This window comes from Paenibacillus sp. AK002 (genome assembly GCF_053903045.1).
On sequence record NZ_CP096377.1, the window covers coordinates 6,613,681 to 6,637,829 of the forward strand.

Consider the following 24,149-nt stretch of genomic DNA (forward strand, 5'->3'; position numbering starts at 1 on the left):
GATGACAGACCGCGGTTAGATGATGTTTTTCTTGCGATATCAGGAAGATCATGCTTCGAAGTTTATACTTTCTGATATCTAAACAAAAACGTTGATCGACGTACATTCACAGATGAAAGACCGCGGTTAGATGAAGTTTTTCTTGCGATATCAGGAAGATCATGCTTCGAAGTTTATACTTTCTGATATCTAAACAAAAACGTTGATCGTCGTACATTCACAGATGACAGACCGCAGTTAGATGAAGTTTTTCTTGCGATATCAGGAAGATCATGCTTCGAAGTTTATACTTTCTGATATCTAAACAAAAACGTTGATCGACGTACATTCGCAGATGACAGAGATCGACGGGGGTTCCCCGCTTACTAAGATTGAACCCTCGTTAAATGCTATTAGCTGTCAGGCTGACGCCGCCGATTGCCGGATGCTAGCTCAAGGAGCGAAGCCCTCTCACTGCCAGGTTAGGCTCGCCGCTTCATTATGAATTTATGGTATGCTGTTCATGGAAATGATTTGATCGGGCTTTACCTTACCCTATCCCTATTTCAAGGAGGCGCAACAAGCGTGAACATTCCGCTGATACTACCTGAAGACCAACCCGTCCTGCTGCTCGACCGGACCGATAATTTATCGCATCAGGACGTGCTGTATCATTTTGCGCTGGACGAGCTATTATGCAGGCTAACCGGAGAAGGCGGGCCCGCCATCTGCCATCTATGGCGGCATCCGCGCGCCTTTGTCATGGGCGTGCGCGACAGTCGTCTGCCCGAGGCGCCTCAAGGGGAAGCCAACCTTCGCTACCTCGGCTATGACACCGCCGTGCGCCATTCGGGCGGTGCCGCGGTACCCTTGGACGCCGGCGTGGTGAACCTGTCCCTCATCCTCCCCTTTTCCTCCGCCGGACCGGCGCCAGATTTTCATCAAGACTTTGAGATCATGGTGGAGCTCATCCGGGAAGCCCTCCGGGACACCGGGCAAATGGTGGATACCGGCGAGATCGCCGGCGCCTTCTGCCCCGGAACGTTTGATCTAAGCATCGGCGGCCTCAAATTTTGCGGTATTGCCCAGCGGCGGCAGCGGAAAGCCTTCATCATCCAGGCTTTCATCATTGCCGAGGGTTCGGGCAGCGAGCGCGCCCGACTGGTTCGTTCCTTCTATGATATCGCAGCTGAAGGAGCCGATCCCAAGCAGTACCCTCTGGTAGAGGCCGACAGCACGGCCAGCCTCGAAGAGCTGACCAACATCGGCAGCGGCTTCGAAGCAGTGCGCCAATTTACGTCAGCCGTCAAAAAAGTCATTCGAGGATGGCAAGCAGGCAAGGATTTGGCCGAAGCAGCTTCCAGGTTTACGATGCCTGGGGACGAGGATATCCGCTTTATGGCTGATCAGATGCGTCAGCGGTATAACCTTAATTAAACATAATAAAGAACCATATAAGCTGATGAATCAGTCCATATGGTTCTTTATACTGAAAGGGGAACCCCTTTCTTGCTATATCTTGATCCTCACTAAGTGTGGATCCTCCATCCTCAAAACGTTGCACCAGTCCAACACAAGCCCGTACCTATAAACTCCGCTTGTATTGCAGTACTGCCGGGAGCACGCAACAGTTCTTGCAGTTCATGCAGATATCCAAGAGACGAATAAACAAACTAATGGACACTAGATCCGTTATTTCGAAAAAAAAGCAACTTTCCCCGTACTTCCGGACTCAGAATCCGCTATCTACTATAAATACCACGATTAACAGCCATACTCTATGTAATAACGGATCTGGTGTCCTCATTTAACCCCAAACCAACCAATCGAGACGTAATAGCGGAACCTCTGTCCTCAAATCATGACAACAGTCAACACGCTCATGCAGCGCCTGGTATTCCGCGGACAAACAAACCTCGCCCTATCGATACAATACGTCCATCAATCCATTCGCGTCCTTCGATTCATTCTATCCGTTCGACACAGTAGGTTAATCGTTACAAATCGGTCGGACGGTCGGTCGATCCACACAATCCATCAATGCAATCCATCAATTCACCCTAAAGCCCAAATAACTGAATCTGTTCATTTTGGCACCATCAACTGGCAGTTAGGCCAAGTTATTAAAACTAGAATCGTGTACCATACCTAGATTACTTTATTTTTACATTTCCACCATTCACCGATGATATTCCCATAACATTTCCCCTATAAACTTGTCCTGATGGCAATTTATACATTAGGGGTGGATAAGCTTGAATAAAACGATGGACCGCAAAACGTTTCTGTCTTATCTGGGTACGGGCGCAACCGCATTGGCAGCCGCTTCTGCAGGCTTAGGCGTATTGGAAGGAAAGGCTTCGGCCATGTCCGGAACCGCAAATCATCTGTTCGGATTCAAAACGAATCGGGTCAGCGGCTACTTCGAGCCAATCGAACCAACCAAAGCAGACCAGCTCGTCCTGCCTAAAAATTTTAAATATGATGTCATTGCGGCATTCGACGACGTAATCAATCCGGCTGGCGAAAAATTCGGCTCCGGCTGCGATTACAACGCATTTTTCCCGCTTAAGGGCTCCAATGTCCGCGGCCTCCTGGTCAACAATCATGAGTATTCCACCATCTTCTCGATCGGACCTGTGAAGGACGGGAAAATGACGGCGGATCAAATCCATAAAAACCTGTATTACCAAGGCATGTCGGTCATTGAGGTATACCGCGACGAGAAGGGCGTATGGAAAATGGACACCACCTCCACCCATGCCCGCCGCATCAACGGCTTCAGCAAATTCGATATCACCGGTCCGGCTAAGGGCATCCCTGCTTTGAAGGGCGCCACGACGGCAACCGGCACGTTTGCCAACTGCTCCGGCGGCGTGACGCTGTGGAACACGGTTTTATCTTGCGAGGAGAACTTCGAGGACACCGCGGCAGTCTCGAACCTTCCGGATACCCATTACGGCTGGGTGGTTGAGGTAGATCCGTTCGATAAATCCTTCTTGAAAAAGCATACCGCCCTCGGCAGATTCAATCATGAAAACACCGCCATGGGCCTTGCCGCAGACGGCCGGGTCGTTGTCTATATGGGCGACGACAAGAAGGATGCCTGCGTCTATAAATTCATCAGCAAGCACAAATACGATAAGAGCAAAGGGCGCGCCAACTCTGCGCTTCTGGAAGACGGAACCCTGTACGTCGCCAACCTCAAATCGGGTAAGTGGCAGCCGGTCACCCTTGAAGCCGTAGCCAAGGCCACTGCAGAAGATAAAGAGCTCCAGGCCAAATTCAAGTCCCAAGGTGACGTTGTGACTTACTGCCAGGAAGCTGCGCGTCTTGTCGGCGGAACGCCGACGGACCGTCCGGAAGACATCGAAATCTCGCCATTCGATAACACCGTGTTTGTCTGCCATACGAACAACGACAATCACGGCAACATCCATGGTCACATTACGCGTATCTTTGAAGCAGGCAACGATCTGGCCGCCATGGAGTTCGATTTCGAAATTTTTGCTGCCGGCGGACGCCAATCCGGATTCAGCTCGCCGGACAACCTGGCGTTCGACTCGAACGGCGACCTGTGGGTCGTGACGGACATCTCCAGCAGCAGCCAGAACAAAGGCGTTCACAAATCCTTTATGAACAACGGACTGTTCGTGATCCCAACAAGCGGGCCGGAACAAGGAACTGCGCTGCAATTCGCTTCCGGGCCGGTAGAGTCCGAGCTGACAGGCCCTTTCTTCACTCCCGACGAGCAGACGCTCTTCCTGTCCGTTCAACACCCGGGCGAGAATACGGAAGACCTCAGCAAACCAACCAGTACATGGCCTCACCGCTCCGGCGAAAAGATGGCACGCTGCGCAGTCGTGGCGATTAGCGGCTTCAAACTGGAATAATACCAATCGAAAGGAGCGAGGATCATGCCGTTTGGCAACATTGGAATCGGTGGTTTAATTCTTATTTTGATTATCGCACTCATCATATTCGGTCCCTCCAAGCTTCCCGAGCTCGGTCGCGCTTTCGGGCGAACCTTAAGCGAATTTAAGGGCGCAACCCGCGGCTTGATGAACGGAGAGGACGAGAATGGGAAAAAAGACGATGCTCCGCAGACTGCTGCAGCGGTCGATAAGCAGCACAGCTAATCCGAACGACCAAAGCGCGATCGAGCATCTGGAAGAAATGCGGAAGCGCCTGATCCGCACGCTGATTGCGTTTCTGGTCGCGATGGTGGCCGCCTTCATCTACGTCGAGAAGATCTATCACTGGCTGGTACGCGGGATGGACGAGCAGCTCGTTCTGCTCGGTCCCTCCGAAGTGATGTGGGTGTATATGATCATTGCAGGCGTGGTGGCCGTTACCGTCACGCTTCCCATTGCCGCTTACCAAATATGGCGGTTCGTGCAGCCGGCGCTGCCGGACGGAACCCACCGCTCCGCCATGCTGCTCATTCCCGTCATCAGCGTGTTATTCATCGCCGGCATCTGCTTCGGATACTTCGTGCTGTTCCCGATGGTGCTGCAGTTCATGCAGCGCATGGCCGAAGGAGCCTTCCAAACGATGTATACCGCGCAAAAATACTTCACGTTCATGATTCATATGACCGTACCGTTCGGATTTCTGTTCGAAATGCCCGCCATCGTCGTTTTTCTGACGAAGCTCGGCATCGTGAATCCGCACCGGCTGGCCAAGATGCGCAAATCAGCCTACTTCCTGCTCTGCATCGTGGCCGTGACCATTACGCCGCCGGATATCATGTCCGATCTGATCGTGATCGTCCCGCTGTTCCTGCTGTACGAAATCAGCGTTTCGATCTCCAGATTCATCTATCGCAAGCAGCTGCAGCTAGCTCAAGCGGAGGGCAGCGCAACCTAATCCACGTCCGTTTCCCCCGAAGTTGGACGGAACCTTCAAGAACCCGTGACCAGACAGCCTAAGCAAGCAGGTTGTCGTGACCACGGGTTCTTTTTTGTGTAAGATTATCTTACATTATTTTTTGTTGAAATCTCATGAAATCATTGACACCTTCAAAAAAAACCATTAACTTTACTAATTAACAACGAATTCAACACCAATTTGTCATTTAAATGTTATGAATCAGGAGGTGGAATGTTCTAAATCACTTAGGGATTGTCATATTCATGTTATTAATACTCACGTTATTACGGTTCAGTTCCTTGATAGTCTCTAAGATCGCATGGGAGATGCGAAAAAACGACGAATGGGGGAAATGATGAATGATGAAAAAACAAACCAAGATATTCAAACGCGTGTTGTCCATGGCACTCCTGCTAGGATTGGCCATGAACAGCATAACCGCTGCGGCAGCTGAACGGTTTGCCTATGAGGAAATTACATTGAAGGAGCTTGAGAAGGGTTACGCGGAAGGAACGTTCAAGACCGAGGAGGTTGTGAAGGCCTACCTCGACCGGATCGGCATCTATGAATCCAATTACAATGCGTTCACCATGATGAATGCGGGCGCGCTTCAGGAAGCCCGCGAGGTTGACCGGCGCCGGTCGGCCGGCGAGAAGCTCGGCCCCCTTGCAGGTGTGCCGATTGTCATCAAGGAAGCCGTCGACGTCGCCGGCTTCCCGTCCACCTTCGGCTGGGCCCCGCTCAGCAAAGAGCTCGGCGGAATCGAGCTGATTCCGGAGAAGGACGCCCCCGTCGTTGCCCGCTTGAAGGCGGCTGGCGCCATTATACTGGGCAAGACCAATATCCCGGCATTCAGCTCCGACGGTACGCGCGCCAGCTCCAGCTGGGCTGGCGACACCTATAACGCCATCGATCGAAAGCTGGTTCCGGGCGCCAGCAGCTCCGGCACGGCGATGTCCATATCGGGCAACTTTGCCGTGCTCGGCATTGCCGAAGAAACCGGCGGATCGATCCAGAATCCGGCGGCTGCCCAAGCGCTGGTCGGCATCAAGCCAACCTTCGGATTGGTGCCGAATGCCGGGGTCGTGCCTCTCGCCGGAAGCACCAGAGACGTTGTCGGCCCGCATGCCCGTACGGTTCACGACGCCGCCGTCATGCTGGACGTCATCGCAGGCTATACGGCCGAGGATGCCAAGACCGTTGCATCGATCGGCAACATTCCCAAGAAAGGCTACACCTCCAAGCTGAATCCGTTGGCCCTCAAGAACAAACGCATCGGTCTCTATGGCCCGGGGTGGCTTGGCGAAGAGCTGACGGCGGAGACCCAGAAACTATATGACCGGGCCGTGAAGGAACTGGAGAGTCAGGGAGCCATCGTGGTTACCGATCCGTTCGCCGATACGGAATTCGCCGAATTCGCCAAGTCGTCAGGCTCCATCGGCATTGAATCGATCGTGTACGATATGGAGCAGTATCTGAAGCGCCTGGGTCCGAATGCCGCCATTCAGTCGGTGGATGAACTGATCGAGAAGACGGGCGAGACCCCATCGGCGCTCGCCAGGTACCCGGAAGCCTTGAGTAATCCTGGCGCCGTCCCTGATCTCTCAACATTCACGGATATCCGAACGAAGTATCTCCATATTTTTAACGACGTGCTGGATCAACACAAGCTGGATGCACTCGTCTTCCCTCAGATGTATAAGGAAACGCCGCTGCTTCACAGCGAAGACAAAATCGCCGACACTACCGTTCCCGAGATCAACATCGCGGGCGTTCCTCTCGTCACGGTGCCGGCTGGATATTATAAGAGCGGTTCTCCGTTCTCCATCGCCTTTGTCGGCAAAATGTGGAGCGAAGCCGACTTGCTCGGCATGGCCTACGACTACGAGCAGGCAACGAAGCATCGCGTTGCCACAACGCTTGTCGCCAAGCCTTAATACCTGCCTGATCAGCCCAGCCCAAATCAACCGGAGCCGCAGCGGCTCCGGTTTTTTCAAGCTACGTTGCAATGATAAGACATGCGCGTCCATAGAAGCCCGCCAATGGCCTATAAGCATCCATTACCTTCGTTATTTACATTGCGATTTTGAATTTTTGGCATGTTTCCAATTAATTTTAGTAATGATCCATTGATTTATTAGTCAAGTTCTCCTAGTATTTTCATTAGGAACATCCGGCGGGTAATCATGAAAGCTACAGCCTTGCCTTTATTTATGATAGCGCTATCAGATGGCGGAAAAGGTCAAACGTCTATCGACGTACCTTCGCAGATGATAGACTTATGCCCAGAGGAGATTTTCTTGCGATTATCGAATGGTTCAGCTTTGCTGTAAACGTATCATTCCATAATCTTAAAATACCGGGAGGTTGCAGATATGAAATGGAATCACTTCAAGTCCAAGCTTCTGCTTAAATACACACTGTCCTACATATCCATTTTCCTGATACCTCTTGTTATATTAACCATCATCATTTACCACAATGCCGTGGATACGCTCCGTTCCGAGATCGAGCAGACCAACGTCAATCAACTGACCCAGGCCAAAACCGTCATCGATGAGCGCATGAAGGAGCTGCAGGACATCGCGTTTCGGATTGCCTACGACGAGCAGCTGACCCGCTATTGGACCCACCATCCGTACTACAGCCGGGAATCCATCGGGGCCTTGGTCAAATACAAAGCCACTAGCTCCATCATCGATGAACTGTTCCTCTTCTTCCGCGGAGATAACAGCATTTACTCGTCTCAAGGCTTTGAGAACCTGAACGTCTTTACCGACCGCTACAAATTCAACAGCTGGAACGAAACGGAGATGGTCCGGGATTTAAACTCCGTTCAGATCCCGACCATGCGTCCGGCGGAACAAGTCGTGCAAGGGACCAAAACCCAGAATTCCATGCTGGCATACCTTGTGCCGATCGCACCCAACAATACGCCGGCTCACGGCACCGTCATGTACTTCATCCATGAATCCAATCTGACGGGATTGATCGACTCCATCCTCAGCGATTATCATGGGATGACTTATATTTTCGATAATTACGGACAAGTGCTGGCAGCCAATTACAAAGGCGAGACCATTACCGAGCAGGAGGTCAACGCGCTGTTCTCGCTTGAGCCGGGAACGCACAGCCTTTCGTTGAACCAGGAGCCCCATTCGGTTGTATCCGTCAAATCCGATGCGGGCTGGACTTACGTCACCGCGATGCCAAGCAACCAATTTTTCGGCCGCATCGTGCATATTCGCACTTTTATCGTTCTGGTATTCTCCTTCGTGGTGATGATGGGCACCATTCTGGCGATCATGCTGGCCCGCAGGCAATACCATCCGATTTCGGATTTGATGGAGTTCATTCGATTGAAGAATGATCCCGAACCGTCCACCCCCAGCAACGAGCTGGAATGGATCAAGAAGACGCTGCATGATTACAGCCAGCGCGTCGACCTTCAAGAGCCCTATGCGCGAAATCACATTCTGCTCATGCTGCTGAAGCACGGTCATACCGGGGAATTCCCCGCCGAGTATACGGAGAAGCTGGGCATCCGCTTCAGCCGATCCCACTATTTCGTCGTGACCATGGGCTGGGAGTCGCATGCCCTTCCCATCGGCGACAATCCGGAACGGCGGCCTGTCATGCAGCTGATGAACGATGTGGAGCTGACCGCTTTTTCCGCCTATGCTTATGGGGTGGAGCTGCCGCAGCCCGATCAGTTGGCCCTCATCGTCGGATTCGATGCGGAAACCGGCCATGAAGCGAGCCTTAACGCCCGCATGGAGCCCATCGCCCTGGCGCTGCAATCGATCGCGGCCGAGCACACGGGCGTCTCTCCCGCGATCGGGGTAGGCAACCGCTACAGCTATCCGGAACAGCTGAATCAGTCCTTCATCGAGGCAACGACCGCCCTGGAAGCATCCATGCTGCATGGACAGGGGAGCAGCACCTTCTTTAACGCTCTTTCAGGCTCCGGTGCGCAGGATTCCTCCTTCTGGGTCCCTAAGGATGTGCTGCTGAAGCTGGTACAAAGCTTGAAGCAGGGCAGCTACGACGTGGCGGTTCAGATGGTATCCACCGCATTGAATAACCTGAAGGCGGAAATGCCGTCCGTACCGCTGCTGCGCTGCATATGCTTTGATATTCTCAACACGATGCTGAAGACGGCTTCGGAGCTCGGCATCCATCATGTGGTCAATCAGCTGCCGCGCGTTACTTCCTATGACTCGCTGGAGGATTTGGAGAAGAAGCTGGCAGGCCTTGCCGCCGAAATCTGCGCCCATGTCGAGGCGAAGAGCGAGACGGAAGAAAGCTCCCTGATGGACGAAATCGTCGCTTACATCGATGCCAATTTCACGGATTATGACCTGAGTCTCGGCACGATTTCGTCCAAGTTCTCCATCTCCTCGTCGTATTTCAGCCGCTCCTTCAAAGAGAAGATCGGCATGAACTTTACGCAGTACATCTGGCAGAAACGGATGGACGAGGTCATCCGGCAGCTGCTCCACACATCCGACCCGTTAAAGGATATCATTACGCGGGTCGGTTACCTGGATACACCGAACTTCATCCGCAAATTCAAGAAAGAGACGGGTTACACGCCGGGCCAATACCGTAAAATGCACAGTCCCAACGCAGCCGATTCCACGGACGATGACGACGAGGAGTGCATCGGGTAACGGTTTCGGACGTCGGCGCCGAGGAGGCCGTCGGATTATGGTTTCATACGTCGCGCCGAGAAGCGCATCAGAGAACGGACTCAGACGATGACGTCAAGGAATGCGTCGAGTAACGGTTTGGCCGGTTAAATGAAAACCTCCCTTGGGCCCTAGGGTCCAAGGGAGGTTTTCGTATGTTTTAAGGCGCTATCAGCCATCCATCCGCCAGCATCTTCTATTTCCCGGCCGGGATGCTCTGAAGTCCTTGATGCATGGCCGTCAGCAGGCGACGGGTCGGGTCGCATCCGTATTCCCAGAACATGATCCCGGCCAAGCCTTGCTCCTTCACGTATTGGCATTTGCACTGAATCGATTCCTCATCGTCATAAGAAATCAGGCTGGTGCCATTAAACAGATACGGCGCACAAGCCTCCTCATCCCAATAACGGATGTAGCCGTTCTTGTTGATGTACTCGGCAGCCAGCTCCGCGAACGCCGGACCATAACCGCCCGTGCTGCCGGCCATTTGGTGAAGGCCGTTGTTCCGGTCCGGCACTTCATTCCATACGCGGGAATAGAATGCGGCACCGATGACGATCTTCTCCTTCGGGACGCCGGCTTGGACGAACAGGTTCACGGAAGCATCCGTGCTGATTCGGAACAGATCGCCGGTGGGCGTGTACAGATTCGTATGATGCCCGGTCAGGATCTGAAACCCGCCGCGCATGTCATAGGTCATCAATTGCACAAAATCCAGGTACTGCTGCACCTCCGCCATCTCCGTGCCGTCTACATAGTACTGGTCGGCCCCTGCAGCTATCGTAAGCAGGTAGTGACGCCCGTCTTGCGAGCCCTTGGCATCAAGAGCCTCCCGGATCGTCTTGAGCAGCAGGGTGAAATTCCGTTTATCGTCCGGACTTGACGCTATGCCGGCCTCCCCGTAGCAAGGATATTCCCAGTCCAGATCGATCCCGTCAAAAGGGTATTCCTCCAGCACCCGTATGGCGGATGCGGCCATGCGGCCCCTTCCCCCTTCAGTTGAGGCGGCTTCCGAGAAACCGCCCGCACTCCAGCCGCCAACGGACAGCAGCACCGTAAGATCCGGGTGATCCCGTTTGATGTTCCGGACAACCTCGCCATTCTTCAGATGCTCGGTCGTGATCTCATCGTTCTTGACATGGCCGAAGGCCACGTTCAGATGCGTCAGCTTCGTCAAATCCTCATGCGTCATGTCGGGAAGAGCCGAATCGACGGCGTATCCCGCCGCAATGTACTTCGTCATTACACTTCACTCCGATCCATTCTAGGGTTGTGATATCGCGGCTGCAATCTGCAGCGCTTCTTTCCCGGTGCCGATCTTGTATCCCGAAGCCGCATAACGGATCTGGTCCTGGCCGTCCAGGACGAACAAATGAGGGTAACCGGCTTCATGCGCGGCAGGATCCGGGATGAAGCCCGATAAGGAAGCATAACCGGAATCCCGCACGAATACCGTGCGTGCCGGCAGCTTGGGATAGCCGGCCGGATCAAAGGAAGCCGTCCATTCCGCATCTCCGATTGCCAGCACAATCGGCAATCCCAGCTTGTTGAGCGGCTCAGCCAGCTCGCTCAGCTCGCGAAGCAGATGCTTGGTCGGCTCCCGCTCCGGTTCGATCCAGGCAGCGACGGCTCCTTCTGACCCCAACAGCCCCTTCAGAACGACCCCGGTTCCATCCAGCCGGGTCAAAACGCCGCCCGTCTCGAGCTTGCCCAGCACGGGAATGTCGACCGCCGTTTCCCGATAAGTCAGAGCTACCTCTACGGTATCATCCGCTCGCACGGTAAAGTACGTGAAGCGCACGCTTACCGTTCCGTCCTTCAGCCGGACGCCCGAAGTCAAGCGGTAAGAACCTGGCTCCACCTCATACGGCCCATCGTAAACATCGGTCATGCCATAAGGGTATACCAGCGTCTTGTACACACCATCTTCCAAGCGGGCGAAGGTAAAATTCTCGGCATAGGATGCGGTTGGCGCGTCCTTCGAGACCTTCGGGTCCCTAAGGAGCTGCAGCATCCCCCAGCTTGATCCCTCCTGATTCCGATGGGAAGCCAGACGGAATACCGCATCTTCCCAACCGCCATCACCTAGGTACTGCGGCTTCTGCTCGCTCGGATGCAGCCGGGCAGGAATTCCCAGACTGCGGCATACCGCCACGAACAGAATATCCAGCGACTGCTGGTCTCCCTTCATCAGGCTGTACGTGCCGGCCGGATTCCCCTTGCCCTTCAAGTTGGGAAGATCTTCATGATACGCATAGCCTTGCTCCAAATGACCGGCAAGCTTCGATGGATTTTCCCTGAACGCTTCTGCCTCCGCGGCCGTAAAGGCATGGTCGAATACGCGTCGATACGGAACCAGCATTTCATAAGAGACCCGCGGGCACAGGATGTACTTCACGAAGGTATCCTCATCCCACGATCCGCGCCGGGAGATCGCGCCCATCAGATGATCATCCAGCGTTTGCCGGAAGGTATCAATCAAATCCTTTTCGTTCAGCGACTCCAGCAGCCGCAGCGGCCACTCGCCATATTCGCCCGATCGCTCCTCCAGGAAAGCGGCGATTTCACGGCTGTTGCCCCTGGCTTTTTGCAGAACGTCCCACACCCGTCCAGGTGGCAGCCCTAGCGTCTTGGCCACCGCGAATGCCTTTTCCTCGCTCAGGAATGTCCCCTCGTAGTCGGTTCGGATCTTTGACCCTTCCTCCAGACGGCGGTTATGAGCCCGGATGATCTCTTCCGGCAGCGCCGATGCGGCATCTCCTTCTCCTTCCGGTGGAGGAACCATATCGAAATCCACGATTCCTGCCGGCTGTTCGGACGAAGTAAGCACAAGCTCAATACGTTCGTTGTCGTTGGCCTTATATAAGATTTCGCTCCACTTGCCTTCGCTGACCGCGCGAATCAAGAGATCGCCATAACCCGTCTTGAAGGAAGCCACTCCCCGTTCATCGGTCCTGATCTCGGCAATGGGATAAAATTCGGCCATATTGTACAGCTCAAACCGGACGCTTGCACCGGATACGGGCTCTCCCTGCTCGTTCCTCACGATCACGTCAAGGGTACGCGCCGGCGCATAGTTCTCCAGCAAGTTGATTTCCGTAAATCCCTTCTCATTCAGGGTAATATCCTCCGGCCCCGGGTAATCGGCAAAAATTCGCGTGTTGATCAGCATGGCCCTGCGCGCCGGTGGACTGAACCAACCTTGGTTCAATCGGGCTTCCGGTTCGCATGCCCCGATGTAATACCACTGGCCGTCCGCCCATGCTTCCACCCAGGCATGATTGCTGTCGCAATGGGCCCAGCGCGGCGTATACACCTGACGCGCGGGAATGCCGATGCTTCGCAGCGCGGCCACCGCCAAAGTAGACTCCTCGCCGCAGCGTCCGCGCGCATTCCGGATCAACGTCAGCGGCGAAATCGTTCGCAGATCGCTGCCGATGTAGGTGGCCTTCTCATGGCACCAGTAATTGGTCTCCAGAATGGCGTCTGCCATCGATAACCGCGCCGTCCGTTCGGCCAGCTCGTTGTAAAGGATACCGCGGAAATCCTCAATATTTTCCGTATTGACCCGATATGGAAGCACAAAATGCAAGAACAGATGATCCGGCACACGCTCGCCCCAAGGCACGCGCTTACGGATGTCCAAGGCTTGGCGCACATGGCTTAAGAACAATGCACCATCGTAGTCGGCCAAGTCGTTCACCGGCATGTAAGCAAACAAATATTTCAAGGCCCAAGCCTCTTCTTCCGTCAGTTCCTGCTCAAATACGTGAAACAGCTGATCCTTGCGGGCCTCCGCGAAAGCGATTTTCTCCTGAAACTTCTGCTCGATCCGCTCCAGCGTTTGCGAATCCAGCGAGAACACCATGGTTTGGCTGGTCATCCTCCGTTCACTCCCTCCATAGCTTTCCGTCTTCCCGAATGCAGATCAGAGCCGTGCCGTCGGAAGAAGGCGCGCTCATCTGGAACAGGCTGCGGGTCGTTTCAATCACGGGTTGGATGCTCCACGAATCCTCGCCCATGAGCTCCTTCATTTCCCGCGCAAATTCACCGTGGGCTTCATAGTGGTTACGCTGCCGGTAATAGAGCCTGCGCAGCTCCCATTTGATCCGCTCGTCTTCCGGAAGCGTGAACGCTTGATGCCCCTCCTCGCCGTCGGCGAATACGACATAACCCCACAGCTCCGGATAATGCATATTGATGATGCCCATGGGCGACCATACCCAGTTGTCCTCCGGGAAAGGCTTGCCTGTCTCCGGATTCACCACCTTGCGATACTCCCCGTCCTGCACTTCGGTCTGCCATTCGACGCGCGAGAAGTTGACGCGCCAGAACTCCCCCGGCAACGGCGGGCGGCCGTCTTCGGCGCATTCCTTCAGACTGTTCCAAGGAATCGCGACCTCCACGCTCCATTTCCGGTTATCGGCGCCAGGCCGATTCAGCTCCCCATCGATAAACACCGCTGTCTTGAGACCGCTGATATCCCAGCCGTTAACCGGCGGCCCGCCATCCCGGTACGGTTTCACCAGCAGCAGGTCCCATACCGTATTCAGTGCGTTGATCTCGAATTCGTAATATTGATGGCTGTCCCCGTCCGGATCAATGAATATTTCAAAGTCATTATCATAGAAAATAACCGAATCGCGTTCCGTCAAGGTCGCCCAAATCTGATCCTCGATCAGCTCGGCGGCAAAATAAAAATAGGCGTCATCCCATAGCATTTTAACCCGGGTCCGTTTGGCCGGCTTCGGGCGAAGATCCCCTTCGATATCAACGAAATCGTCGGTCCATTCCGCCGCATCCCAGAATGCCTTATCCACGCGCCCGTCCAGCACGAGCGGCTGTCCCGCACGCCTGCATATGTAATGCTTGGGAGCATACTCAATCCTCGGCTCCGGCACTCCACTTCTGTTCATGTCATTCTCTCCGCTTCGTGAGGGAGGCTAAAGCGCCTATCTAGCGTTTATCTCCCCGTGATATGGTTAGTTATGGGTGACGACGGCTCCCGAGCCGCCGTACATCTCCAGCTCTTCGTCAAACTCCAGCTTAAGGACAGTCACCTGCTCATGCGTGTCTTCCGGCGTCATCTTGATCCACGTCGTCCCCGGGATGTTGAACCAAGGCACGCCTCCATGGATTTCATGTTCAAGCTCTTTGCCCGAGTGCAGCACGGTAATTTTCTTGATCGGATTGCACAGTCCCTTGATGCACACATTCTCCTTCGGGTCGTCATAGACAAATAAGTACAATGTCTTTCGATCCTCGGAGATCGTGCTTCCTCCCAGATAATAGCGGGTCATTATGCCTTCGCCCGTTCCGAATACGGCCTCCTCATGAGTTCGGATCCAAGCTCCCAACCCAAGCAGAATGTCCTCCTGCCTTGGATCGATGGTGCCGTCCTCGCGGGGACCGATATCCAAGAGCATATTGCCGCCCATGGAGATGCAGTCGCAGAACATCCGAATGATCTGGTTTAATGATTTGTATTTATGGTCTGTCGGCACATAACCCCATGAAGTGTTGATCGTGGTGCAAAATTCCCACGGTCCCTCCGGCCTCGTGATCGGAATGCCCTGCTCCGGCGTTTTATAATCGCCGTGGCCCTGAAGCCGCGAGTTGATGATGATATCCGGATTGAAGGATTGCAGATAATGCTTGAACTCCGGCAGATTCCACTGCTCGGCGCTGCGTTCCCAATCGCCGTCGAACCACAGCAGATCCACCTTCCCGTAATTCGTCAGGATCTCCCGCAGCTGGTTGTTGTTGAACTCCAGGAATTTCTGCCACTTCTCCTGATCCTGAACGCCGTCCACGGGACTGGTGTGCGGGTTGACGCCGCTGAGATCCTCCGGCACCCTGCCTCCTTCGAACACGCTCGGATAATCCGGATGCGACCAGTCGATCAGGGAGAAATACATGCCCAGGCGAATCCCCTTCTCCCTGATCGCTTCCGCATACTCCCGCACGATGTCCCGATTGGCCGGAGTCCGCTTGACCACGTTGAGATCGCTGTACTGCGTATCCCACAGGGCAACGCCGTCATGGTGCTTCGTTGTCAGCACGGCATAACGGGCGCCGGATTTCTCGATCAAGTCCGCCCATTTCTCCGCATTGAATTTCGATGCCGTAAAACCGTCCAGCTGCTTCATGTACTCGTCGTACGTGATCCTCCCGTTATAGAAGGACCAGGATTCCGAGACCCCGTCCACGGCATAGATGCCGTAGTGAATGAAGATCCCCAGCTTGGCTTCTTCGAACCATTTCCGCATATCTGTCCACACCTCTTCTTGAAGTCGTTATACGTGAGATATCGTTTATGCAGCCCGCCTCTTACCGAAACCGCAGTACATGCGCGATCGGCGCCGTTCCCTGACGCTCCTGATCCGGAAGACGGACCGCGACACCATCGTCCGTGCGGCGATAATCCAGTGCCTCCTGACCCCCGACCAGATCAACGCGGCCGAACGCCGTCTGAATCGGAATGAACAGCTCCTCAGGGGCGGCTTCTTGCTCATTACGATACAGATAGATGGCATAGGTCGTATCGTCTTTTTGGGTAAACTGGACCGCGCCGGAGGAATACGGCTCGCAGACACGCGTTCCATAGATGGCCTCTCCGTAGACCTTCAGCCACGCGCCCATGCCCTTCATTCTTGAAATGGCCGTCTCGGACAGTCTTCCATCCGGCTGCGGGCCTATGTTCAGCGCGAGATTGCCGCCTTTGGCCACGATCTCGACCAGCAGATGGATGAGCTGACGAACCGATTTGTAACGATCTTCGTAACGGAAAGAGAAGGAGGTTCCCATCGTGATGCAGCTTTCCCAAGGCACGTGAAGAGCACGTTCAGGGAGGGTCTGCTCCGGCGTGATCAGATTCTCGTAAGGCCCGCCGACCGTCCGGTCCGCCGAGAGGAGCCAAGGCTGGATTTTGCGCGCCTTCTCCACCGCTTCGCCCAATCGAATGTTCTGGTCCCGGTAATCGTTCACCCAGCCCGCATCGAGCCACAGCACATCGATGCGGCCGTAACGGGTCATCAATTCCATGATCTGCTCATGGGTAAACTGGACGAACTGTTCCCACAGCCATGGGTATTTCTTCGGATCGTAGCTGGGTCCGCGAGACGTAAAGCTTCCCGCCTCCATTCCCGGCGCCCAGTAGTACGGCGTATGCCAGTCGGCCTTGGAGAAATAGGCGGATATACCGAGCCCTTTAGCACGGAATGCATCGAATAGCTCCTTCGTGATATCAGCGTACTTATGGGTATGGAACGGACAGTCCGGTCCCGTGACGCGGTAGTCGGTCGTATGCGTATCCCACATGCAGAACCCGTCATGATGCTTGGTCGTAAAGTTCAAATATTTGAAGCCGTTATCCGCTGCCAGGTCAGCCCATAGATCAGGCTGAAAGCGGAGCGGGTTGAACGTCTTGTTCAGATCGAAATACTGCCGCTTAAGCTCCTCCGCATCGATATCCCAGTCAATGCCGTCACGCGACCAGTCCGCGTCTTTATCGCTGAGCGCCCATGATTCTACCAGGCCCAGCTGGGAATACGGTCCCCAATGCATCATCAGGCCCAGCTTCTGGTCCTTGAACCACTCCAGGCGCTCCAGGAGCAGCGGATCCTCCGGCTTGACCCATTTGTCCTCGCTGCTGAAATTATGCACGCCCTGCTCCACTACCGCTTGCTCTTCCTCTACCAGCTTGTTCTCCGACATGGTGTACCTCCATATTTCATTTGTGATAACGGCACTAGGAAGACCGTTTGAATAGCCTTGCCTGCCCCTTAAAAACAATAGCCAACCCCCGGTCAAGAATCGACCGGGATACGTTGGCCCTTTGTTGTTCAACTATGCATCTGATTATTGCTCGGCGTTCCAGCGGTCGTATGCGCCTTGATACAGCTCGACGAGACGGTCGCTGCCCATTTTCTTGACTTGTGCAACATATTTATCCCAGTTTTCAAGCGGCTCTTGGCCTGTCACGAATTTGGCTTCCATCTGTTTCACGTACGTTTCCAAATCGGACAACAATGCGGTAGCTTCGCTTTGCTCTTCATTCGTCAAGTAGACGTTAGGGAACGGCGATTTACCGATCGGCACAAGCTTTTCTTGGTTCTGCTGGTCGATCCACTCATCGAATTCGGTGCGAAGACCTTTCGTAACTTCCGGATCATTGACGCCAGGCGTCAGAATGCCGAAGTTCGGCGTGATTTTGCCGCGATATTCCTCACGGTCGCCGCCGCCTGGTACCGGGAGCCATTCTTTCACGCGGTTTGCCTCATCCTTGAATTTCCACAGGGTGCCTTCAGGTCCTTGGTTAAACAGCGTTGCGCCTTCATAGCTGTACAGGTAATCGATCCAGCGCATGGTAGCTTCCGGATTCGGGTTGCTGCTTGAAATGGCGAATGTGCCTCTTGCCGACATGCCAGGATGCATGCCATATACCGGAGAATCGGCGATTTCACTCTTCACCGGCGTCATGAGCGGATGCTCGCTGCTAGGCTCGCCGCCCAGGGTGAAGTACGCATGATAATCGTTAAACAAGGCCAGCTGGTTGTTTTCTCCCTTGGCTTTTTTCTGATCGCCCGTTTGCGAGAAGGTTTCATGATCCAGCAATTCTTCCTTCCACAGACGGTTCATGAACGTCAGGTAGCCCTTGTAGCCTTCTTCTTGGTAAGGATAGTGTACTTTCCCGTCCTTGTCGGAATAGATGCCTTCGTTGTACATGCCCCAGAAGCCGAAGAAGTACATGCGCAGGTCATCCAGCTTCACCGAAGTCAGCGGAATCTCGTCCTGCTTACCGTTTCCGTTAGGATCTTCTTCCTTGACGCGCTTCAAGAACGTATATAATTCCTCGGTAGTCTTAGGTTCGGACACGTTTAACGCTTTTAGGAACTTGCCGTTGTACCACATCGGGCCTCTGTACCATACGGCGGCCTTGTCGACGAACGGCAGCGCATACATATGCCCGTCCGGGGTCGTAAAGGACTTGCGGACATCCGGATTCTCATCCAATATCTTTTTGATGTTCGGTGCATAGCCTTCGTCAATGTACTTCTCCAGCGGAATGAGGATGCCTTGGCTGCCGTAGGTTACCTGCTCAGCAGGCTTCAGATCGGCCGCGTAAAACATATCCGGCAAGTCACCGCTCGCGAACACCAGATTCTTTTTCGTTTCAAAGCTGTCGATCGGCGAAAGCTGATACTCCAGTTTGATGCCTGTTAATTTCTCCATTTCTTGGAGGACCGGCATCGTGTTCCAGTCCGCCACACCTGCGTCCTGTGACATGACCTTCAGCGTGATCGGTTCATCCACGATCGGAAATCCTTCTTTTTTGACGCCTTCCGTGCTAGGCGTCCCGGGAGACGCCGTCCCTCCTTCTCCTTTGGAGGAACCGCAAGCGGCCAACAGTGATGCCGAGAGGGTGAGGCAGAGTAAAATGGATGATGCTTTACGAAGCTTTTTCATTACAACAACTCCCCTTTTTTGGTGTGGATTGTATGGTTTAAGATCAGCCCTTAACGGAACCAATCATAACACCCTGCACAAAGTAACGCTGAAGAAACGGATAGATGGCAATAACTGGCAAGGTTGCGACGATAATGACGGCATATTTGACCAGTGCGGCAATTTCCGCCTTGGTATTCATCGCCGCCGCCGAGGAGGCATCAATCGCCCCGCCGCCCTGCGCCGCCATTTCCTGAAGCACCAGGATTTGACGCAGGAAGAGCTGCAGCGGATACTTCGCCGCATCGTTCAGATAAATCATCGCGCTGAAATAGCTGTTCCAGTGACCGACTCCGTAGAAGAGGGCCATGACCGCAATAATCGGCATCGAAAGCGGCAGAACGATTTTGATGAACAGCCGGAAGTTGGTACACCCATCGATATGGGCCGCTTCTTGCAGCTCCTTCGGAATGGTGGATTGAAAGAATGTCCGGGACACGATAATATTCCAGATCGATGCAGCTCCGGGAAGAATCAGCGCCCACATGCTGTTCACCATGCCGAGATCCTTCACAAGCAGGTAGCTCGGAACCAGCCCCCCGCCAAAGAACATCGTCACCAGGAATATCGCCATGAAGAATCCCCTGCCCACGAAGTCCGAGCGGCTGAGCGCATAGGCTGCCGGCAGCGTGACAATGAGGTTTACGATCGTGCCGATCACCGTATAAATAATCGTGTTCTTGTAACCGATCCATATATTGGCGTTCTCAAAGACGCGGGCATATCCGTCGAAGGTGATCCCTTTGGGGATCAGCCACATTTCGCCTGAGCTTACGTACTTCGGATCGCTGATGGAGGCACTGACAATGTACAGCAGCGGGTACAGTACGATGATCAGTGCAATCGTCAGATAGATGTAGTTGCATAGCAGGAATATTTTATCCCCTTTGCTTTCCTTAACTGCGGATGACATGTGTTTCCCCTCCTTCTACCACAGGCTGTTTTCACTGGTGCGGCGTGCAATTTGGTTCACCGCGATCAGCAGTATCGCATTAATTACCGAGTTGAACAATCCGACGGCCGTGGAGAAGCTGTACTGGGCATCGACCAGACCGGACCGGTAGACGAAGGTCGAGATGACATCGGAAGAACTCATGTTCAGCGGGTTTTGCAGCAGCAGGATTTTTTCGAATCCAACTCCTAAAATGCTGCCCATATTCAGAATCAACAGGATGGTGATCGTAGGTACGATCGCCGGAATATTGATGTGCAGAATGCGCTTGAACCGACTCGCACCGTCCACGACGGCTGCCTCATGCAGCTGCGGATCGACGCCCGACAATGCGGCCAGATAGATGATGGTACCCCAGCCCGCACTCTGCCACACGCCGGACAGCACGTATACGGTCTTAAACCAGGCAGGGTCCGTCAAGAATTGCGGCGGCTGGAAACCGAGCATTTCCACAAAATTAACGATCATGCCCGACGAAGGGGACAAGAAGGTAATGATCATGCCGGACATAACGACAACGGATATAAAATGCGGCGCATACGTGACGGTCTGTACCGTACGCTTGAAGAATGAATCCTTCACTTCATTGAAGGCTAATGCCAGAATGATGGGAAGCGGAAAGCCGATCGCCAGCTCATACAAGCTGATGCTGAGGGTATTCCAGAGCAAGTCCCAGAAGTAATAAGAGTTGAAGAAGCGTTCGAAGTGGTCGAATCCGACCCACGGACTTCCCGTTATTCCCAACGTCGGGATGAAGTTTTTGAAGGCGATCTGGATCCCGTACATCGGGCCATAATGGAAAATGACAAAATACAGAAATGCCGGGGCGATAAACAAATACAGCTCCCAGTTTCGAATCATCCTCCTCCATAATGTATTTTTTTTACGATTCGGAATCGTATTCACCGATAAGTTTGGCGACAGGGCGGACTTACCACTTTGCTGCATCGGTTTCTCCCTCCTTCTCTAATGAAAAATCCGGCCATTTTTTTTGGAAAAGCATCCCTGTTCAATGTATAAGAAAGAGCCTTCCTGACCACCCTTTAGCGTGCGGCTTTCGCCCGCTTCAGAAATGTTAACGCTTACATCCCAAGTGTATGGATCAAGGCATCATCCGTAAATATGTCATTTTCAATCGTCCGGTTGTAACGGCGCCATCCATTGGTATGACGGGCTTTTCACGTCCTTGCCAGTCTTGTCATTGTCGTTTTCGGGCAGGAAAACATGTGGTTTTTGACCCCTCCTTCTAAGGTAAATTGTCATCCTCGCTAACGGGATGATCCTTGACAGATGTCATATCTGACCGTAAGTTGGAAAAATAAACCGTAAAAGCAAAACTGACATATTCTAAAAGAAATGAGGTATTACGCATGCAGCCATCACCCTGGATTTTAGCCGGCTATGCAGGGCGCAAAGTCTTATCCGAGATCACGGCCGAAGATGCCCGGCGGCTCACTCACTTGAACATCGCTTTTGCCCATATCCAAGAAGACAAGATCACGTATACCGATTCGAACACCATTCATGAGATCCAACGCCTGAAATCCATCAATCCCGAACTAACCATATTGTTGTCCGTTGGCGGCTGGGGCTCCGACGGATTCTCGAAAGCGGCAGCCACGTCTGAAGGAAGACAAAGCGTGTGCGAATCGGCGATCAAGCTGCTGCAAGAGTTTCCCTTCGACGGCATTGACCTGGACTGGGAGTATCCATGCTACTCGATCGCCGGAACGGCGGCATCGCCAAACGACAAGGAGAACTTTACGCTGCTGCTAAAGGAGCTCCGGGAAACGCTGGATCAGTACGGGCGGGGCGAGACACACTATCTGCTCACGATCGCGGCCGGCGCCGATCAATATTATATCGACGGCACCGAAATCAATGACATCCACCCCTATCTCGACTTCATTCAGCTGATGACGTACGACATGCGCGGCGGATTCCAGACGATGACGGGCCACCACACCAATCTGTACACCTCCACCGGCGATCTGTTCCGAATCAGCGTCGATGCATCCGTCCGCCTGTTTACTCAGGCTGGTGTGCCGCGCGAAAAAATCGTGATCGGCGCCGGATTCTACTCCAGGAAGTGGAACAATGTGCCGGACGTGAACAACGGCTACCTCCAGGTCGCTCCCTCCTCCGGAGGTTACGGCCCGACCTATACCCAGCTCGCTGCCGAGTATTTAAGCAATCCTTCCTATAAGAGGTACTGGGACGACGAAGCCAAAGCGCCTTACTTGTTCGACGGCAGCAGCTTCATCACATACGATGACGCCGAATCCCTGACTCATAAATGCAAATACATACAGGAGCAGGGGCTGGCCGGCATCATGTTCTGGGAATACAGCTGCGATGCAACGCACAGCCTTTTGAATGCCATGCACAAAGCCTTTTATTCTTAATCGGATTCGGGCTTGCCCGAGCTGCAGCAGGTTCACTCCCTTCAACATGTCTTAGAAAAGCTGATGATAGACGAGACTCACGTTATTTTTTATAACATGCAATTGACTTCATCTTCTTGCGCTGCAATGACTTGGCTTTATTCTATGAGTTCCTTCCGAATTCCGTAAATATGTCGTTTTTATCTATAGCTATAGAGCACGAAAACCCTTATTTATACTGAGAATTTCATACTGCATATGTTGATTTTGCACCTCACATGAGCATGCCGTCACTCGGACAGTTTCGAGTTTTGGACAGCAAAAAAAGCCGGTCCCCAATAGGGGCCGGCTTTTTGGCTTATGCAAACATGGGCATTTCTCGTCATTCGCGTTATGTTTATGTCACTAAATATAACCTACTTTGCTGTTGAACGGTCGTCATTCGTAACATCACCGAAGAAGCGGATCGAGTACAGTGCACACAGTCCGACAATCGTATAGATGATGCGAGAGCCTACAGAGCTCTGCCCACCAAACAATGCAGCGACCAGGTCGTATTGAAACAGACCCACGAGCAGCCAGTTGATGCCTCCGATAATCAATAACAGCAATGCGATGGTATTAAATGTTCTCATCGTTTAACCCTCCTTACGCCCTTTTTTTCACGTCATTTCTTATATGGTTTATTCAAAAAGATTCTGGTAACTATTTTTAACCAACAATTGCATTTATAATCATGGTCGGACAAAAAAACATCCCTAAGCGGGATGTCCTTGATACTCGATACGAAATTGCCTTCTTCCCCTACACTTCATTAGGAAATCCGCGCTGTTGACGCAGAAGCTCCAGAAGGATCTCAACAGCCTTGGTATGATAAGGCGTCTTCTGCGTAATCCATGAGAACTGGCGCGCCACCGGCTTGCCATCCGGTACCAGCATATGCAGCGTTCCGAGTCGAATCTCCTTGCGCACCGCCCACCTCGACAACAGCGTGACGCCAAGGCCTGCCTCCACGGATTCCTTGATCAGCTGGGTGCTTCCGAACTCCACGATATGCTTAGGATGAACATGATACCGGGAGAACATCCGCTCTGTTGCCTCGCGGGTGCCCGAACCGGCTTCCCTGACAATCCAGGTCTCATCCGCTAGCTCGGACAGCGGCACCTCCTGCAGATGGTCGTACCGCCCGTCACGGGGGACCATCACCACCATTTCATCCTCCGCGAAAGCCTCGATATGCAGCTTCTCATCCTGATAGTCGCCCTCGACGATCCCGATATCCGCCTCATGTCGCAATATCATCTCCGCCACCTCCTTGGTGTTCCCGATCGTAATCGACGGGCGGATCAAGGGATAACGCTCCCTCATATATGCGATCAAATGCGGCAGCATGTACTCCCCGAAAGTATAGCTGGAGCCGATGGACAGATGGCCGCTTGCCCGATGCATCAAATCGTCCACAAGGGCATTCATGCGGGTGTACAGGCCCAAAATGTCCTTCGCATGATGGTATACGATCTCTCCCGCTTTCGTAAGCCGGACGTATTTATTGGTTCTCTCCAGCAGCTTGGTGCCAACGGAACGCTCCAGCGCCTGGATATACTGGCTTACCGCCGGCTGTGTCATGAGCAGTTCCTCGGCCGCGCGGGTAAAATTCCCCTTGTCTACAACGGCTACGAATACTTCCAGTGCTTGATCCACGCTTTTATCCCCCTTCGCTCCAGATCTATATTTGGTTATGCGTTATACTACCATAATAAATTA

At 53.3% G+C, this 24,149-nt stretch carries 17 protein-coding genes; 7 read left to right on the forward strand and 10 right to left on the reverse strand.

Features of this window, described 5'->3' with window-relative positions; all coding sequences use genetic code 11:
- Positions 1–564: 564 nt before the first annotated feature.
- The 6 genes from M1D70_RS29880 (at position 565) to M1D70_RS29905 (ending at position 9,524) form a co-directional block, all read left to right on the forward strand.
- A complete protein-coding gene (locus M1D70_RS29880) occupies positions 565–1,416 on the forward strand; it encodes a lipoate--protein ligase family protein (protein WP_009593015.1) in 852 nt (283 codons plus the stop codon).
- 830 nt (positions 1,417–2,246) lie between these two features.
- Positions 2,247–3,872 carry a PhoX family protein gene (locus M1D70_RS29885; protein ID WP_036672629.1) on the forward strand — a complete coding sequence of 542 codons (1,626 nt, stop codon included), beginning with the start codon at positions 2,247–2,249 and terminating at the stop codon, positions 3,870–3,872.
- 24 nt (positions 3,873–3,896) lie between these two features.
- Positions 3,897–4,118: a twin-arginine translocase TatA/TatE family subunit gene (gene tatA, locus M1D70_RS29890; RefSeq protein WP_009592994.1), complete on the forward strand. Its 222-nt coding sequence runs from the start codon at positions 3,897–3,899 to the stop codon at positions 4,116–4,118.
- Positions 4,075–4,848 (forward strand): twin-arginine translocase subunit TatC, encoded by a 774-nt coding sequence (gene tatC, locus M1D70_RS29895; RefSeq protein ID WP_009592986.1) that lies wholly within the window; start codon positions 4,075–4,077, stop codon positions 4,846–4,848. Before tatA ends, tatC begins: the two co-directional genes overlap by 44 nt.
- 362 nt (positions 4,849–5,210) lie before the next feature.
- A complete protein-coding gene (locus tag M1D70_RS29900) occupies positions 5,211–6,788 on the forward strand; it encodes an amidase (protein WP_456288661.1) in 1,578 nt (525 codons plus the stop codon).
- A gap of 438 nt (positions 6,789–7,226) precedes the next feature.
- Positions 7,227–9,524, forward strand: a complete 2,298-nt coding sequence (locus tag M1D70_RS29905; RefSeq protein ID WP_009592991.1) for a helix-turn-helix domain-containing protein — start codon at positions 7,227–7,229, stop codon at positions 9,522–9,524.
- A 214-nt stretch (positions 9,525–9,738) separates the two neighbouring features.
- Here M1D70_RS29905 and M1D70_RS29910 read toward each other — a convergent pair whose 3' ends face one another.
- The 8 genes from M1D70_RS29910 to M1D70_RS29945 form a co-directional block, all read right to left on the reverse strand.
- Complete coding sequence (locus tag M1D70_RS29910) at positions 9,739–10,785, reverse strand: glycoside hydrolase family 18 protein (RefSeq protein ID WP_009593022.1); 1,047 nt, start codon at positions 10,783–10,785, stop codon at positions 9,739–9,741.
- Positions 10,786–10,806: 21 nt separating this feature from the next.
- The gene (locus M1D70_RS29915; RefSeq protein ID WP_456288662.1) at positions 10,807–13,425 is read right to left on the reverse strand and encodes a transglutaminase domain-containing protein; all 2,619 of its coding nucleotides are present in this window, start codon (positions 13,423–13,425) and stop codon (positions 10,807–10,809) included.
- A 7-nt stretch (positions 13,426–13,432) separates the two neighbouring features.
- Positions 13,433–14,458 (reverse strand): carbohydrate-binding family 9-like protein, encoded by a 1,026-nt coding sequence (locus tag M1D70_RS29920; protein ID WP_456288663.1) that lies wholly within the window; start codon positions 14,456–14,458, stop codon positions 13,433–13,435.
- Between the two features lie 66 nt (positions 14,459–14,524).
- Positions 14,525–15,811, reverse strand: coding sequence for an alpha-L-fucosidase (locus M1D70_RS29925; RefSeq protein WP_456288664.1), 1,287 nt, complete (start codon positions 15,809–15,811; stop codon positions 14,525–14,527).
- 61 nt (positions 15,812–15,872) lie between these two features.
- Positions 15,873–17,258, reverse strand: coding sequence for an alpha-L-fucosidase (locus M1D70_RS29930; RefSeq protein WP_456288665.1), 1,386 nt, complete (start codon positions 17,256–17,258; stop codon positions 15,873–15,875).
- 144 nt (positions 17,259–17,402) lie between these two features.
- Positions 17,403–19,010, reverse strand: coding sequence for an extracellular solute-binding protein (locus M1D70_RS29935; RefSeq protein WP_009592998.1), 1,608 nt, complete (start codon positions 19,008–19,010; stop codon positions 17,403–17,405).
- Positions 19,011–19,053: 43 nt separating this feature from the next.
- Entirely contained in the window at positions 19,054–19,962 is a 909-nt protein-coding gene (locus M1D70_RS29940; RefSeq protein WP_009593009.1) for a carbohydrate ABC transporter permease, read from the reverse strand.
- 15 nt (positions 19,963–19,977) lie between these two features.
- Positions 19,978–20,949: an ABC transporter permease gene (locus M1D70_RS29945; protein ID WP_009593016.1), complete on the reverse strand. Its 972-nt coding sequence runs from the start codon at positions 20,947–20,949 to the stop codon at positions 19,978–19,980.
- 422 nt (positions 20,950–21,371) lie between these two features.
- Between M1D70_RS29945 and M1D70_RS29950 the strand changes: the two genes are divergently transcribed.
- Positions 21,372–22,406 (forward strand): glycoside hydrolase family 18 protein, encoded by a 1,035-nt coding sequence (locus M1D70_RS29950; RefSeq protein WP_456288666.1) that lies wholly within the window; start codon positions 21,372–21,374, stop codon positions 22,404–22,406.
- Between the two features lie 395 nt (positions 22,407–22,801).
- Here M1D70_RS29950 and M1D70_RS29955 read toward each other — a convergent pair whose 3' ends face one another.
- On the reverse strand, positions 22,802–23,020 hold the full coding sequence (locus M1D70_RS29955; RefSeq protein ID WP_009593023.1) for a DUF378 domain-containing protein: 219 nt from the start codon (positions 23,018–23,020) through the stop codon (positions 22,802–22,804).
- Positions 23,021–23,189: 169 nt separating this feature from the next.
- A complete protein-coding gene (locus M1D70_RS29960) occupies positions 23,190–24,086 on the reverse strand; it encodes a LysR family transcriptional regulator (protein WP_009593001.1) in 897 nt (298 codons plus the stop codon).
- Positions 24,087–24,149 lie beyond the last annotated feature (63 nt).

What these genes read in the sequence shown, in the direction of transcription:
- tatA (WP_009592994.1), top strand. Translation starts at nt 3,897, where the DNA reads ATGCCGTTTGGCAACATTGGAATCGGTGGTTTAATTCTTATTTTGATT.
- M1D70_RS29925 (WP_456288664.1), bottom strand. Translation starts at nt 15,811, where the DNA reads ATGCGGAAATGGTTCGAAGAAGCCAAGCTGGGGATCTTCATTCACTAC.
- tatC (WP_009592986.1), top strand. Translation starts at nt 4,075, where the DNA reads ATGCTCCGCAGACTGCTGCAGCGGTCGATAAGCAGCACAGCTAATCCG.
- M1D70_RS29935 (WP_009592998.1), bottom strand. Translation starts at nt 19,010, where the DNA reads ATGAAAAAGCTTCGTAAAGCATCATCCATTTTACTCTGCCTCACCCTC.
- M1D70_RS29900 (WP_456288661.1), top strand. Translation starts at nt 5,211, where the DNA reads ATGATGAAAAAACAAACCAAGATATTCAAACGCGTGTTGTCCATGGCA.
- M1D70_RS29915 (WP_456288662.1), bottom strand. Translation starts at nt 13,425, where the DNA reads ATGACCAGCCAAACCATGGTGTTCTCGCTGGATTCGCAAACGCTGGAG.
- M1D70_RS29950 (WP_456288666.1), top strand. Translation starts at nt 21,372, where the DNA reads ATGCAGCCATCACCCTGGATTTTAGCCGGCTATGCAGGGCGCAAAGTC.
- M1D70_RS29940 (WP_009593009.1), bottom strand. Translation starts at nt 19,962, where the DNA reads ATGTCATCCGCAGTTAAGGAAAGCAAAGGGGATAAAATATTCCTGCTA.
- M1D70_RS29885 (WP_036672629.1), top strand. Translation starts at nt 2,247, where the DNA reads ATGGACCGCAAAACGTTTCTGTCTTATCTGGGTACGGGCGCAACCGCA.
- M1D70_RS29905 (WP_009592991.1), top strand. Translation starts at nt 7,227, where the DNA reads ATGAAATGGAATCACTTCAAGTCCAAGCTTCTGCTTAAATACACACTG.
- M1D70_RS29930 (WP_456288665.1), bottom strand. Translation starts at nt 17,258, where the DNA reads ATGTCGGAGAACAAGCTGGTAGAGGAAGAGCAAGCGGTAGTGGAGCAG.
- M1D70_RS29910 (WP_009593022.1), bottom strand. Translation starts at nt 10,785, where the DNA reads ATGACGAAGTACATTGCGGCGGGATACGCCGTCGATTCGGCTCTTCCC.
- M1D70_RS29945 (WP_009593016.1), bottom strand. Translation starts at nt 20,949, where the DNA reads ATGCAGCAAAGTGGTAAGTCCGCCCTGTCGCCAAACTTATCGGTGAAT.
- M1D70_RS29955 (WP_009593023.1), bottom strand. Translation starts at nt 23,020, where the DNA reads ATGAGAACATTTAATACCATCGCATTGCTGTTATTGATTATCGGAGGC.
- M1D70_RS29920 (WP_456288663.1), bottom strand. Translation starts at nt 14,458, where the DNA reads ATGAACAGAAGTGGAGTGCCGGAGCCGAGGATTGAGTATGCTCCCAAG.